Source organism: Bacteroides sp. 3_1_13, assembly GCF_001185845.1.
GTDB classification, from domain to species: domain Bacteria; phylum Bacteroidota; class Bacteroidia; order Bacteroidales; family Bacteroidaceae; genus Bacteroides; species Bacteroides xylanisolvens.
In genome coordinates this window covers 1339826-1356035 of sequence record NZ_KQ236956.1, presented here as the reverse complement: position 1 = coordinate 1356035, position 16210 = coordinate 1339826, and the positions used below count along the sequence as shown (strand labels likewise).

Below are 16210 nucleotides of genomic sequence, written 5' to 3'. Positions count from 1 at the left end.
TTTACTATTTCCATTCAGTAGCCTTATCTGTAGATAAAATACCGTCAATCCAGGTAGGAGTAGCAGAAGTTGTCAAAGTATGACCTTTACCGGTTGCATCTTCGAACACATTACCTTGTCCTTCATTGAATCGCCAATAAGCTTCCAAACCTACAGATTTAGGGCTAACTTGCGTCATGTTATTCTGAATTTGAGAAGCGGAACGAACTACGGACCAAATACGTGCTTCACTCATCAAAATTTTACAGTTTCCCCATCTACTATAAGAATCATCACCTAAGCAGAACCAATTTACATCAGAGAAAGTTGTTGCTCCTGTTGGTATACTCAACACACCCGAATCAACTCCGTTTATGTAAAGTCGATAGTTGGAACCATCACAGACCAATGCTAAATGTTGCCATTCGTTTGGCTTGAAAGAATTACTTGGATTCAAATAAAGCCGGTTACGTCCTACAATCTGTACTAATGAATGTGCCTTATAATTTTCATTGTCACTTTGAGGATCCTCAAAACGTAAAAGGATGAAGTTTGCATCATCTCCTCCGTTTTTAAAGACTGCACGGTCACGGTCAGCTGTGTTGGCTACCTGAAAACGAACCTCTATCGTATATTGTGAATACGTTTCGGGAGATTCTGTGAATTTATTAGCTTTTAAACTAGGAGCGCCAACAAACATTGGAGCTGAAAATTCGATAATACTTTCTGCCAAAATAACAAAGGTTCCGGTATTTTCCATCGGTGAAATACTTCCATCTTGCAATACTAGTTTTACAGGCAGTGCATATGATTCTCCCGATTTCATCATTTCCTGACTGAAAGCTTTCAAAGCGATGGAGAGGGCATCGGCTGCATATTGTCCTGCTTTCACTGTAATAGTTTCCGGTAGTGTATAATATCCTTCGGGCAACATTATATATCCGGTTCCATTAATGTGGTTATAAGCATCCAATACAGATTGGTCCGTGACCAACTTATAATGGTTGTCTGTAGAAGAAAGATTGCTAAGATGCACATTTAGAGTAGTAAAACTTTCGCCAGAGGCTTGTACAGTTACTTTTTGGCTTGTACTTGAAAGTGCTTCTTCAATATAAGCATGTGTGTCTAAAGCATCATATTTCGCATCTCCGCAACTTACCATACTTCCTAAGCCTGCTATAATTGCAGAGAAGTATAAAGTTCTTATATAATTCATACGTTTCATAGTTTACATTAATTTTTAAGTAATGAATGTGATGATGGATTCATAATCTGGATGGCACGACGTATATTCTTATATTCCGGTGAAGTACCAAATTCTGCTTCCATGTGATAAGTTCCTACCCCACCTTTACGGAAACCATTTCTAGGCTGCCAACGTGCCATGCCTTCCAAAGATTTCATACTATTCCCATAACGGTCGGTATAGGGATAACCGCCATCCATCGCAGCATCGGTCGCTTCGAAGTTTTCAGTCATTATAGTTCTTCTCGTAATTACCTCTTCGGTCATTACTCCGCCAAAAGTTTCTACCAACCCTGGTCCCCAAACCTTACCATCAATAAGTCGTTTGTCTAAATTTGAATCACTTCCCGGTTTGTAGGCTTGGATAATGAAATAATCAAAGTAAGTTCCAATTTCAGGCTTGGTAGTAATTCTTTGAGGTTCACCATCAATGACCAATAGTCTTCCTGTTCCGGATTTCGGTCCCAGATACTTGCCTAATTCGTCAATAAAGAAAAACAAATGTTCATCTGAATTGACTATATTTCCGGTGTAGGGTCCGGCCACAGGTTCGTAATCTATATCAAATCCATCATAACCATATAGATTTAAAGTATCTACAATCGCTTTTGCATATTTGCGGATTGAAGTTTCTACTGCTTCTATATTACTTTCGTCTGACGGGTATCCCCAAAAATCATTAATAGCTTCCTGTTTACTATTGTATCCCATTTCTTCCCAATTATCCAGTATATTCTGTGGAGTCAGTTTGTCTCCTACACCACCGATAATTGAACAGTATATAATTTTTGTACCTTTCATGTTCTGGCAAAAAGCCATATCCTTACGTTGAGCTTCAGAAAGATTCGTTCCATTATCCCAAATAGAAACAATATCTACGCTATCCGGAATACCAGCTAGAGAGCTTTTCATAAAAGCACCTTCACCACTCCAGCCACCAAACCAGCCAAAGGCAACTTGGTGATCTGTCTGCTTATAGGCACGCAAGGCCGCATAATATTCATCCGATACGATCGATTCGGGAAAAGTTTTTGCTTCCGACTCCGTCCAGTCACTGCAACCGATCAATGAGGTCGTTGCCAGTGATATGAGTACAATGTATAATAAATAAATTTTCTTCATAAAAGTCCTTTTTATGCATTATATAAATTAGTTCTTTTTAGCCCACTTTAAGTCAGTAGCTTCGTTATCAGCACCGCCTAGTTCTGCTACTCCCAGATCATAATTGGCTTTATTGTTTTGTGCCTCTGTATAAGGGAAGCTTAGACGACGCATACCGCGTTGGCTACTCACTCCACAATCTGATAGATTGTCGATACAAGGATAAAGTTCCGGATAACCTGTACGGCGATATTCAGCCCATGCTTCCAATCCTAATGGATAATTGGCGATCCATTTTTGAGTAATGACACGTTGGAAATTTTTTCCATTTACGTTATCAGCCTCACTGTCATCCCACATCACACTCACTGTATTGGTAATTGTAGCAGTAGCATTTTGCACAGCATCACTTTCATGTGATACGACAGGAGCTTCGTCAATCTTCAAGTATTCAGTGGCTGAAACCTGATATTGTTCCATTGACAAATTAATACCATCTTCGTAATAGGCTTTTGCTGTTTTAGAACCGACATTCCAACCACGCAATTTTCCTTCTGCACGTAAAAACGCTGTCTCTGCAGCACAGAAAACCATTAATTTAGAAGTTGCCGTATATGCAGGAATAGAGAATCCTGCTGCATCTGCCTTTTTAAAATCAGCATCTCCTGTACGCATACCTACATATTTATCTGTTTTCCCGGCAAGGGTAGACTTATTAAAGAACTTCGGCATACGTGGATCGCCATATGCATTCATATAATCTACAATATTTGCATTCACACGCAGATCACCCCAACTTACAGCTGCCAGTTGATATGGATTACTCTGTGTGCCACAAGAAAGCATAGCATTATCCGAATTACTTTCAATCAATCCGGCTTTATGTGTTACTGCTGCTTCAGCTGCCTCTTGAGCAATGCCAGGCCATGTTCCGCTGATTCGCATTGCAACACGTAAGCGCATTGAATTGGCTAGCTTAGCCCAACCTGAATAATTTCCATCAAAAACCGGATCATTGGCTCCCAATGGGGCATTACCATTTGTTTCTACATAATAGTTGTACAAAACATCGGCTGCATTGGCTAAATCACTTAATATACTGGTATAGACCTGTTCCTGGGTATCATAAGATACATAGAAATTACCCTTCTTTACTTGGCTGTAAGGCATCGGTCCATAACAATCCGCAACGCGAAGCATTGTTATTGCACGTATCATACACGCAAAAGCATAATAATGTCCCGTAGAATTTGTCGCTTCTTGTATTTGGAAAAAGTTTCCATATATTTTTTCAAACGGAGTGTTCCAGGGGGTAGCATTCCAGGCATCACTCTGATTGAATGTGCTGAAGTTTGTACCACTCCATGTGTTAGAACAGCATAGATAGCCACCTAACTGTCCCACCATCTGATCTTGCATTTGAGAGTCATTCTGCTGAATATTCACAATTGTTTCAATCATAGATTTCATCAAAGTCGCAGGGTCTGCATCATGAATTTGATATTGATTCGTATTATACTCCTCAAATTTATCGGTACAACTTCCTGCCAGTAACAACAGAGCGGCACCGACTGTGATATTTCTTAAATATTTTCTCATAACATTAGCTTTTTCTTTTAAAATTGAACTTTCACATTAAAACCGAAGTTACGCAAGCTGGGTTGCATAAAGTAGTCTACATTCATATAATAGTTACTGGAGGTAGAGGCAGACAATTCCGGGTCAAATGGGGCTTTACAATAAATCATCCATAAATTACGTCCTACAATACCCAAAGTAACATTCGCCACATTTTTAAACCATCTTTTAGGAAGTGTATAGTTTAGACTCAATTCCTGCAAACGTACATTGGTTGCACTATATAGATAATAACGACCGTAGCCACCTTCACCCGTACCAATAGTCTGGTAATACTTTTGGGCGTTAACTTTGCCGTTATTAATAGGTATACTACCATTATCACGAGCTGTTGCAGATGTTTCGGATACTCCATAATAATCTAAAATACCTTGAGTAGCCGAATAAGCTAATCCGCCTACACGGGCTGATAATACAACTCCTAAATCAATTCCTTTATAAGTGAAATGATTGGTCCATCCGAGGTTGAAATCAGCATCCAGATTACCTACTTTTACCGGAGTGTTTGATGAAGTGATACCCAGATTACCATTCTGATCGACTTTTATATTACCGTTATTGTCTTTTGTCAGTTGGTTGTATACATAGATATCAGTCATGGAACCTCCTTCTGTCAGGATGACGCGAGGAGCTACATTCTCTTTACCTAACCAACCCACATTCATTTCATCCATTTGGATAGCTTCTCCTGTCACGGGATTCACGCTACCGCTTGCCAGTCGTTTCACCTTGTTACGGTTTAGAGTGAAGGTTGCATTAGAAGACCATCCGAATCCTGCCCATTTATCACTGAATCCTAAAGCTAATTCAATACCCTGATTTTGCACGTTACCAGCTTGTACAATCGCTTGTTTATATCCGGAAGAAGAGGGGATATCTACCTTAAATGTTTGGTTCAGTGTATTAGAACGATAGTAAGTAGCGTCTAAATTAAAACGATTTCCCCAGAATTTCAAGTTCAAACCGATTTCCCAGGATTTAGTCTTTTCAGGTTTCATATTGTCCATCGGATATACGGTCGGATTCGCCCAGTTATGTGTCTGGCTGTTGTATTCGTAACCCGGATTAGTAAGGAAACGATCGAAAGAAGAGGCTACCACTGTATACGAACCGCGTATTTTAGCATAAGAAATCACCTCTGGTAGTTTAACCATTTCTGATAATAAAGCCGATAAACCGACTGACGGATAAAAGAACGATTTTTGTTTGGAGAATGCGAGTTTTGAATCCCAGTCATTACGTCCGGTTACAGTTAGATACAGTTGATTTTTCCAACTTAATTCAGCACTGGCAAAAATACTTTGAATTTCATCTTCATATCCGGTAGGGTCCGGTTTATAGTTGGCGGAGAAATTAATATTGTTGATCTGGAAGAAGTTGGGAATAACCAGGTCACCTGCAATATATAACTGATCCATTGAAGTATGATATATGGAAGCACCAACATTGGCTGTTAAATGAAAAACACCAAATGTTTTATTTATATTAGCCAGGAAATCGGCATATAAAGAACGTTCCTGACGCATGGCATCTTCAAAACCACCGCTTACACCACAGAATGTTGTTAATGTAGAAGCAGATTTTTCGTTTTTATTCCGGTAGTCGGAGTTGTCCAGATTGACGCGACCGACAACATTGAGCCAATCTGTAGCCTGCCATTTCAAAGAAGCGTTCATCATATAACGTTTCTTGTTGGAAGTACGGTTGATGCGATTTTGTATCCAATATGGATTTTGTAATGACAAACTTGCATCACCATAAGGCCAATATTGTTCCATATAGCCGTAGTTAGTATTATAACGTTCATACAAACGAATTTCGTCAAAGTTGTCTCCACGAGGGAATAGATACAGTGATGGGAGAGGATTATAATACTGTCCTTGAGAAACCATGTTTTTGTTGTTCTGAACGATATATTGTGCACCGATATCCAGAGTAAGTTTATCATTCAGGAAATGGGTGGTATTACGTGCCGTAAAATTATAACGGTTATAGGAGTTATTCGGAAGAATTCCACCGGAGTTAGTTGTAGAAGCAGAAAGATAGGTCTGGTTTTTGGTATTTCCTGTAGATAATGCTACCGAATTGATAACATTGGAGCCTGTTTCAAAGAAGTCAGATGGGTTATATCGACGGTTTGTCAATTCTCCCCAGCTGAATAATCCGGAACTTGTACCATAACGGTTCTGCATATCCGGCATAATATATGCTTTAGAGAAAGTAGTACTGTTGGATACTGTTATGGTAGTTTTCTCTGTTTGGCCTTTTTTAGTAGTAATTAAAACAACACCGTTTGCCGCAGCAGAACCATATAATGCTGCCGCAGAAGGACCGGTCATCATACTAATACTAGCAATATCATCCGGATTTAAGTCAGCAACAGCATCTGATCCTCCCATCTCTCCAAATAATCCTTCGCCACCGCTTTTTCCTGTATTAAAAATAGGTACACCATCAATTACATACAATGCATTGTTATCTTTAGTCAGAGATTTCATACCACGCATAACAACACGTGTGGCACCACCAGCACCGGTTGCACCACTATTAATTTGAACACCGGCAACCTTTCCTGATAATGAATTCATAAAATTGGCGTCCTTAACAGCTGTCAATTCATCACCTTTTACCTCTTGTACATTATAACTTAACGCCTTGGTTGCACGCTTGATACCTAATGCAGTAACAACAACTTCATCCAATACTTGTGTATCTTCTCCTAAGGTTATTTTAAGAGGTTGGGCATTGGCAAGCGTGATTGTTTGGGAGAAAATCAGTTTCATATACTTTCTCTAGATCCAATTCTTGTTAGATAAATAGATTAGATGTTCTATTTTTAAGATGTTAGGCTAAATACAATTGAGCAAAATCAATGAATGAAAGAAAAAGTTAGTAAGATTGCACATGAATATGCAGTAATTAAATTGTTTTTATTCATATATGCGGTATGAATATTCGATAAAAGACGTTTTTTCAGGAATGTTCCACACCGAGAATCACTTCGTTTCTCGGTGTGGAACATTTTGATTCTTTAAATGGAACCTAACAAATCATTTAAAGAATAATAATAACTTGTTTTATAGTAGTTGTTTTCTTCTAGTTAGTGCCGATAATACAAAGAACGGAATCTTTTCATTTGATTAATATTGTCAATATTAGATACTATTCTATCACTACGCGGGCGATAAAAAGAATAATTTGCAATAATATTATCCTTTTTTATTTGAATTACGTTTGGCTAAAGTGGAAATCCCTGCGGTTTTCAAAACACTCCTGATAACAAGATGCATATTCTAAATTATAGGTAATCTGAATATGCGTTTTTTAATATTATACTCACTTTTATCCTATATCAATTATTGGTCCATTTTTCATTGTACATACAATTTGCATGCAAATGTATTAATCTAGAGATTAAAGTTAGTCAATAATTGAGCATTCCTTATTCTTTCCTCTTTTTCAAAGTATGCTAAATAGTGCTCGGTTACAGATAAGTTAGAGTGTCCCAAGCTTTCAGAAATATATGAGGTTTTCGCACCTCCACGTTTTAATACTGTAGCAAAAGAATGCCTTGCCGTGTAAGTCGTCAACTGAAAAATTCCAATGTCTTGGGCTATTTTTTTAAGTCTTCTGTTACATTTGGTTATAATACGCCGTACCAATCTAATCTTTTCAAAGGCATCTTCAGATCCTCTAGCATATTTAAAAATATACGTTTGCGGGCTTAATCTTGGATTACCCCATTTTTGAATAATATTCCACATTTCAGGAGTAATGATTGCATGTATCTCTTTGTTATGTTTGGTAGTTCGAGATGTCTTAGAGCGTACAAAGCATATTTCTCCATCCATAATATTTGAATACTGAAGAAATAATAAATCCATAAAATTAATGCCATTACATAAATAAGAAAACACCCAGAGATCCCTAAATTCTTCTATATCTTTTGTTTCACATTGATAAGACATTACTTTTTTTATTTCAGAAAGAGTAAGTGCTAATTTACGTCCACACCCTTCAGAAATTTCATATTTATTCTTTCCAAAAGGAAAAGATGATTCTTTTATGATACCATCATGTACAGCACGATTTAAGACACACTTTAAAGCTCGGAAATAAATACTTATGCTTGAATAGCTTTTACCTTCTGATATCCAAAATTTTTCACAACGTTTAAGCCAATCAATTGTAATGTTTTCCAAAGGTATAGTGGAACCTCCGAAATCTTCTAAACTTTTTAAAGCACTTTGATAATTTAAGTAAGTGTTTGCTTGTTCATTGGCTTCCAGTTCTTTCATTTTTAAGCGAAAAGCACTGCGCAAAGTCATATCATTCATCTGCCTTCCTAACCTGGCGCTTAATGTTTCAATACTAAATTCTCCTTTTTGTATCAGTTCGTTAACTTGTTGCTTAATAGTTGAAAAACTACTCTCTATATCTGATCGAATTTCTGCCAATAACCGGCTTTTTACTTTTAATAACCTTGCCCAATCTTCTTTTGACAATTCTTTCCCAGTTGAGTAATATTTTTGCTTTCTTCTATATACCACTTGAACTTTAACAGGAAATTGTCCACTCTTTTTTGCTCTTCTGGTATCTAATATGGTTAAAACCGAAATTCCATCTTTTGAATATTTGAACATAAAATGAATATTTATATCTATACAATAGGTAAAGCATACATATATTGTATGCAAAATGTATGCAAATGTAATAAATCAGTCTGATTTTAATAAGTACATAAGATTCTATTTATCAAATATTTGAGTATTTATTTTTCAAATAAGAATCTACCTATTCTATTTTTTTGATAAAAAAAATCTTATCTTCGTTTAGTAAGGTTACAACATAAAATGTATTACTATTGAATAAGCGCTTATGGAATTTATTTTAAGTGTAACCTTTAAATTTATTAATTATGAGAAACAGAGATACATGAAACCTTTGTGTGAAAACGGTAATCACATTTACCGCTTCTAATTACAAACTCTCTAAAAACTATTTCTAATTAAAAAGAATAAGATGAAAGAAATTATAAAACACAAGTTCTCACACTTGTTATTCTTCCTTTTGTTGGTTTCGTGTTTTGCTTCAGCTTATGGGCAAGAACGAACGATCACTCTTAATCTATCGAAAGTACCCTTGAACACTGCTTTGAAAGAAATTGAGAAACAAACTTCAATGTCAGTAGTCTATAACACAAATGATGTCGATATAAATCGTGTCATATCTATCAAGGTAACAAAAGAATCTTTGAATAATGTAATGAATCAGTTATTCAGAGGAGTTAATGTCAGTTTTTCAATAGTAGATAATCATATTGTACTTTCTGCGAAGAGTAATAAAGAAGAGCAGCAGAAAAAAACACCAATTACTGCAAGTGGTACTGTTACTGATTCAAAAGGAGAACCATTGATTGGAGTTAGTATTTTGGTAAAAGGAACTTCAAATGGTACTATCACTGATATGGATGGAAATTTCAAAATACAAGCAGCTAAAGGTGATGTACTTGAAGTATCCTATATCGGTTATGCCTCCCAAGCAATCACACTTACCAACGCACAACCCTTGAAAGTTACCCTAGGAGAAGATACGCAAGTATTGGATGAAGTAGTTGTTACTGCATTGGGTATCAAGCGGTCAGAGAAAGCATTGACGTATAATGTACAACAGGTGAAAGGGGATGAACTTACAACTGTAAAGAGTACTAACTTTATGGGAGCACTGGCTGGTAAAGCAGCAGGGGTACAGATTAATTCTAGTGCTTCAGGTCCAGGCGGTGGTGTAAAGGTTGTAATGCGAGGTGCTAAATCTATTACGCAGAATAATAACGCTCTCTATGTGATTGATGGTATTCCAATGTATAATCGTGCTTCTTCCGGGGGTGATGGAGCTATGGCTACACAACCGAGCAGTGAATCAATAGCTGACATTAATCCGGATGATATTGAGAGCATGTCGTTGTTGACAGGACCTTCTGCAGCTGCATTGTATGGATATGAAGGAGCTAATGGAGTAGTATTAATTACTACCAAGAAGGGACGTGCTGATAAGACAACCGTGACTTATAGTAATAATACCACATTCAGTGATCCTATGATGATGCCTAAGTTTCAAAACACTTATGGTAATATGACAGGTGAAATGATGAGCTGGGGATTAGAAACTGATAAGAGATACGATCCTGCAAATTTTTTTAATACAGGAAGCAATGTATCCAATGCACTTTCTCTCTCTACAGGTAATGATAAGAGTCAAAGCTATATCTCTGTAGCCACAACTAATGCAACAGGCATTATGCCCAATAATGACTATGATAGATATAATTTCTCATTCCGTAATACTACCAACTTCTTGAATAATAAGTTTATTTTGGATACAAGTGCTAACTATATTATTCAAAACGATAAGAATATGGTATCGCAAGGGCAGTATTTTAACCCGCTTACTTCTTTGTACTTGTTCCCACGTGGCGAAGATTTTTCTGATGTAGCTGTATACGAACGTTATGATGATTTGTCGGGTGTAAATACTCAGTATTGGCCATATGGTGATTTAGGCGGTGTTTCGTCTCAAAATCCTTATTGGATTATGAATCGTATGAATCGTGAGAACGATAGAAGACGTTATAAATTGGCTGCTAGTCTACAATATAATATCATTGAAGGGCTAAATGTACAAGGACGTGTGAGCATCGATAACACCGAAAGTAAATACACCGAAAAATTCCACGCAGGTACGGTCGGTAATTTTGCTGGTCCAAAAGGGCGATATAAAGAAGAAAACCGTCTAGACAGACAAGTGTATGCTGATGTATTGGTGAACTTCAATAAAACGTTCAATGAATTTAATGTAACGGCCAATTTGGGTGCTTCTATTAAGGATCTTCGTATGGAGTTGACTTCTTTACATGGAGACTTGAACAATGTAACTAATCATTTTACCATCGAAAACCTTACACGCAGTGGTTATTATAAAGTAAATGCTGATGGTTTAAAGCGTCAGACACAATCAGTTTTTGCCAATGCGGAAATAGGCTGGAGAAGTTTTCTCTACTTAAGTCTCACCGGACGTGCTGACTGGGATTCTTCTCTGGCTCTTTCAGAAAGAGGAAATAAACCGTTTTTCTATCCTTCTATTGGTCTTTCAAGCATTTTGAGTGAAGTTATTGATTTGCCTGAATGGTTCTCATTCTTAAAAGCACGTTTTTCTTTCACTTCGGTGGGTAATGCCTATGATCCATATTTGACAAAGGTACGTTATGTTTATGATGATCAGCTTGACCAATATAAAGCAGAATCCTTGTATCCAAACTCTGATTTGAAACCAGAAATTACTAAATCTTATGAGGCGGGATTGAATATGCGTTTCTTCAAGAATACATTGAATTTTGATATTACTTATTACAACTCTGATACACGTAACCAAACATTCGCTGCGCCTCTTCCGGCAAGTTCTGGGTATACGGCTGTTAACATCCAAGCAGGTAGTGTACAGAACCAAGGTATAGAGATGGCCTTAGGATATAAAAATGAGTGGCGTGATTTCGGTTGGTCCAGTAATTTTACTTTTACTTATAATAAGAATAAAATTAAAAGATTGGCTGATGGTGTTACAAACAGAATTACGGGGGAACCGATTGAAATGCCTTATGTAGACAAAGCAAGATTAGGAGGCTCTACTTCACCGGTAGTACGCCTGACAGAAGGTGGTTCTATGGGAGACCTGTATATCAACCGTGACTTTAAACGCGATAATAATGGTTATATCTATTTGGATGCCAAGACAGGTTTGCCAAGTATGGTGGAAACCGAATATAAGAAAATCGGTTCATTGCTTCCAAAGGTTAATTTAGGATGGAGAAACTCATTTACTTATAAAGGTTTACGTCTGAATATATTGTTAAGCGGACGTTTTGGTGGTTTGGTTGTATCTAATACACAAGCTTTCCTTGATCGTTGTGGTGTTTCCGAATATAGCGCACAACTTCGTCAGGCTGGAGGAGTAACCATCAATAACAGAAATGTATCCGCTAAGGATTATCTCGGCATAGTAGCGGCTGGTACTGGTGAAGGTGACCACTATGTATATGAAGCAACCAATATTCGTTTGCAGGAGGTTAGTCTTGAATATACACTCCCTAAAAAGTGGTTGTATAACATTGCTGATGTAACATTAGGTTTAATCGGAAATAATCTGGGCATGATATATTGCAAGGCACCGTTCGATCCTGAATTGGTTGCGTCATCTACCAGTACATTCTATACTGGTGTGGATTATTTCATGCAACCTAGCTTGAGAAACATGGGATTTAGTATAAAAGTACAATTCTAATAAAGCAACGAATGATGAAAAGATTCAATATAATTAAGACTGTAAGCGTGGCAGCTTTCACTACTACTCTGCTATTCGCTTCATGTACGGGAAACTTTGACGAATTAAACACACATCCAACAGACGTGTATCCCGAAGATATGACTCCGACGGAACGGGTCGGTACGTTGTTTGTGGCTATGACTCGCTTATTGAATGCCTGTCAGGAAAATAACAGTCAACACACTGAACAAATGGTAGGGCAGTATGGCGGGTATTTTGCAACAACTGCTCCTTGGAATGGTACTAATTTTGGAACATTCAATCCTAGTGCTGACTGGGTAGATGTTCCTTATAAAGATATGTTTACAGAGTTTTATCCGAATTTCCAGACAATAAAAGAATCTACAGGAGGTACCGGATATATTTATGCGTGGGCATCTATTCTGCGGGTCGGTGTTATGCTTCGTGTAGCTGATATTTATGGTCCTATCCCTTACTCTGAAATGGGAAAAGGAGAATTCCAAGTGGCATATGACGATGTGAAAACACTCTATCATAATATGTTTGATGATTTGACACGTAGTATCAATGTACTTTCGGCATTTGTTCAGGAAAATGAAGGAAAAGAAGTACCTGTTGCCGAATATGATATCATATATAATGGTGATTTTAGCAAATGGATCAAATACGCTAACTCATTAAAACTTCGTATGGCCGTACGTATCGCTTCTAATACTGAAGATACAGAATATGCCAAACAAATGATGGCGGAAGCGATTGATGGCGGAGTAATAGAATCTAATGATGATAATGCCTTTTTTCCATCTATGCCATATAACCCATTTTGGATTGCTTCAGATTGGGGTGATTTAGCTATCAATGCAACACTTTCTGCATACATGAATGGATATAATGATCCACGTATCAGCAAATATATGAATACCTCGACTTCGTATAGAGAGTATCGTGGTGTACGTATGGGTATTAAAGATACAAGTAAAAGCGTTGAAGGTAGTGCTGCAAGGTACTCTAAACCAGCTGTAACAGATGCTTCTCCTATGCCAGTTTTTTATGCGGCAGAGACTTATTTCTTAAAAGCTGAAGCGGCTTTACAAGGATGGATTGCAGGTGGAACAGCGGCAGCTAAGAGTTACTATGAACAAGGTATTCAAATTTCAATGAATCAATATGGCGTAGAGATTGGTGATTATCTTTCAAGTACAGTTGTTCCTCAAGGGTATACAGATCGATGGAACTCTCAAAATAATATTTCATTTACTGATGTTCCTACTGTTGCATGGGAAAACGGAAGTAATAAACTTCAGAAGATTATTACTCAAAAATGGATTGCCAACTATCCATTGGGAATCGAAGCGTGGTGTGATTATCGCCGAACTGGTTATCCTGAATTGTTTACGGCGCGAGATAATCTAAGCTCTGTTGGTTATATCGGTGATATTGATAGTAAACGTATGGTACGTCGTTTACCATATCCTACAACGGAAAAATCTAGTAACTCAGCCAATGTAGAAGCAGCTATTGCAACTATGTTAGGTGGTCCGGACACCGGAGCTACAGATTTGTGGTGGGCGAAAAAGAATTAAATTTTAACCTGATAAAATATAGAATATGAATATAAAGCATATAAAAAATGCATTCGGATTTGCATTTGCCGCTATATTCTTCGTTGGATGTACGGATGTGGAATCTATTAATGATGTTGATTTGAATCAAACAATTAAAACTGATGAATATTATGCTGCTTTGCGCAAGTGGAAAGAAACACCGGGACTTCCACAAGTGTTCGTTTGGTTCGACAATTGGACAGGAACTTCTCCTACCGGTGAAAATAGCTTGAGAGGTCTGCCTGATTCTGTAACCATTGCTTCCAACTGGGGTGGGCATCCGAAATTTGAATTAACTTCGGAGCGAAAGGCTGATATGGAATATGTACAAAAAGTGAAAGGCACAAAGGTTGTTGTTACCTTATTTTCTCAAAATGTAGGCGACGACCTTCCGGATAAAGAAATTTATCACGAAGCTGGAACCAGTAGTGATCCGGAAAAGGTGAGGCCTGCAATTAAAGCCTATGCAGAGGATATTTATAAAGCTTGTCTTGAATGTGGATATGATGGTTATGACTGGGATTATGAGCCTGGTGGTGGAATGGGAGTTGGTCCGCTTTGGTCAAATAAAGTACAGAGAACTATTTTTGTCGAGGAACTTTCCTACTGGTTTGGACATGGTGCTATGGATCCTAACCGCGATCGTGGAGATCGCCCTATGCCAGAGAAACGCCTTCTTTTCTTGATTGACGGTGAGGTTGGAATCCGAACAGGTATGGATAAAGAATGGCTTTCATACTATGTAGACTATTTTGTATTGCAAGCTTATGGTGGAATGGCAGATTATAGAATGACAGGCGTGTTGCGTGATATGGATGATTGGATACAACAGGGGATTATTACTCCGGATGAAATTGTCCGTAGAACCATAGCTACCGAGAATTTTGAATCGTATGCTAATACTGGAGGAGGATTCCTGGGTATGTCAAACTACGTATATAAAAATACTTATACTGTTAATGGAAAACCTTATGAAATAGACCAGTTAATTGGTGGATGTGGTCTTTATCGTGTAGGCTTTGACTATGCACAAGGTAAGGGCGATTATGATGGTTCACCGGAATATTATTTCTTGCGTCAGGGAATTACAAACATATATAGGAATTTCTATGAACGCATGAATGCTGCCAACGAAGAATAATGATTAAACGAATTTTATAAGAATGAAAATTATGAAATATATCTATTTATCAAGTCTTATGATTGCATTGTCAGCATTCTTTCTTATAGGATGTGAGAATGCAGAATACAAGGCACAGTCAAACAGCCTTTACATAACAGATGCGGCTGGTACAAACAATGCTACTACTGTTACCATGGATGATGGTGCAGACATTAACGTTGTTGTGCGTTTAGCTCAAAAAGTTATGGAAGATGTGGAAGTGGAAATCCAGTTCTCTCCTGAATTACTGGCTGAATACAATGCAACTAGCGGTACGGAATATGAAGTCTTGCCAGCCGATATGCTTCCAAAGAATGCGACAGTGATAATTCCGGCAGGTGAAATTAGTGCTAATTATCGACTTCATGTGGATGATTTTGTGACTAATGGTATTACTTATGCCATTCCTCTTACATTAGGAAATGTTATAAAAGGTAATATTGTAAAATCAAAAGCTCAAAGTAAATTTATTTATGTATTAGCTAAGCCTTTGAATGTTTCTGTTCCTGTATTACGTGGTAATGCCGGAAATGTAACAACACTTCCTGAAACGGATTGGGGAATTACAGTAGATGCATGGACATTGGAAGCATGGGTACGTATGGATGGTTATAGTATAAATAATCAGGCTATTTTCACTTCCGGAAGTAATGATCATGAAATCTATATCCGTTTTGGAGATGCCAATAGGCCTTACAATTATCTACAGATAAAGTCTTTGGGAGGTCAAAAACAAACAGCCAGTGATTTGGAAGCAAACACTTGGTATCATTGGGCTTTCGTTTATAATGGAACAACACTTACCATTTATAGGAATGGAAAACAAGATACCTTCTTTGATCCTCCTGCACCGAAAGGTGGAAGCGTACGCTTTGATTTTATGAAAATAGTGGATAGTGGTAGCTATTTCCGTAATAATTGTGCTATGAGTCAGGTTCGCCTATGGAAAGTAGCTCGTACAGAATCGGAGATCGCAAACAATATGTATTTTGAAGTTAATCCTAAGAATCCTAATTTGATTGCCCTTTGGCCAATGGATGAAGGAGATGGCACTTCCTTTAGAGATGCTACAGGAAACGGACACAATGCAACATCTAATGGTGCACTTCAAAGGTGGGAACATAATATCCGATTTGATAAATAA

The 16210-nt window shown here is 37.6% G+C and carries 9 protein-coding genes; 4 read left to right on the top strand and 5 right to left on the bottom strand.

The window, feature by feature from the left end; genetic code table 11:
• Positions 1–4: 4 nt before the first annotated feature.
• The 5 genes from HMPREF9009_RS18010 to HMPREF9009_RS17990 all read right to left on the bottom strand — a co-directional run bounded on the left by HMPREF9009_RS18010 (position 5) and on the right by HMPREF9009_RS17990 (position 8606).
• Entirely contained in the window at positions 5–1204 is a 1200-nt protein-coding gene (locus HMPREF9009_RS18010; protein WP_049702917.1) for a DUF1735 and LamG domain-containing protein, read from the bottom strand.
• An 8-nt stretch (positions 1205–1212) separates the two neighbouring features.
• A complete protein-coding gene (locus HMPREF9009_RS18005; RefSeq protein ID WP_004308163.1) occupies positions 1213–2346 on the bottom strand; it encodes a glycoside hydrolase family 18 in 1134 nt (377 codons plus the stop codon).
• 27 nt (positions 2347–2373) lie between these two features.
• A complete protein-coding gene (locus tag HMPREF9009_RS18000) occupies positions 2374–3924 on the bottom strand; it encodes a SusD/RagB family nutrient-binding outer membrane lipoprotein (RefSeq protein WP_004300463.1) in 1551 nt (516 codons plus the stop codon).
• Between the two features lie 17 nt (positions 3925–3941).
• Positions 3942–6746, bottom strand: coding sequence for a SusC/RagA family TonB-linked outer membrane protein (locus tag HMPREF9009_RS17995; protein ID WP_049702916.1), 2805 nt, complete (start codon positions 6744–6746; stop codon positions 3942–3944).
• A gap of 624 nt (positions 6747–7370) precedes the next feature.
• Positions 7371–8606 (bottom strand): site-specific integrase, encoded by a 1236-nt coding sequence (locus HMPREF9009_RS17990; RefSeq protein ID WP_049702915.1) that lies wholly within the window; start codon positions 8604–8606, stop codon positions 7371–7373.
• A 379-nt stretch (positions 8607–8985) separates the two neighbouring features.
• On the opposite strand from HMPREF9009_RS17990, the gene HMPREF9009_RS17985 reads away from it, so the two are divergent.
• Genes HMPREF9009_RS17985 through HMPREF9009_RS17970 form a run of 4 tightly spaced genes read left to right on the top strand, consistent with a single transcriptional unit; the run spans position 8986 to position 16210 of the window.
• Positions 8986–12297, top strand: coding sequence for a TonB-dependent receptor (locus HMPREF9009_RS17985; protein ID WP_049702914.1), 3312 nt, complete (start codon positions 8986–8988; stop codon positions 12295–12297).
• A gap of 11 nt (positions 12298–12308) precedes the next feature.
• Positions 12309–13883, top strand: coding sequence for a SusD/RagB family nutrient-binding outer membrane lipoprotein (locus tag HMPREF9009_RS17980; protein WP_015531208.1), 1575 nt, complete (start codon positions 12309–12311; stop codon positions 13881–13883).
• 25 nt (positions 13884–13908) lie between these two features.
• Positions 13909–15045 carry a glycoside hydrolase family 18 gene (locus HMPREF9009_RS17975; protein WP_049702913.1) on the top strand — a complete coding sequence of 379 codons (1137 nt, stop codon included), beginning with the start codon at positions 13909–13911 and terminating at the stop codon, positions 15043–15045.
• 31 nt (positions 15046–15076) lie between these two features.
• Positions 15077–16210: a DUF1735 and LamG domain-containing protein gene (locus tag HMPREF9009_RS17970; protein ID WP_008022210.1), complete on the top strand. Its 1134-nt coding sequence runs from the start codon at positions 15077–15079 to the stop codon at positions 16208–16210.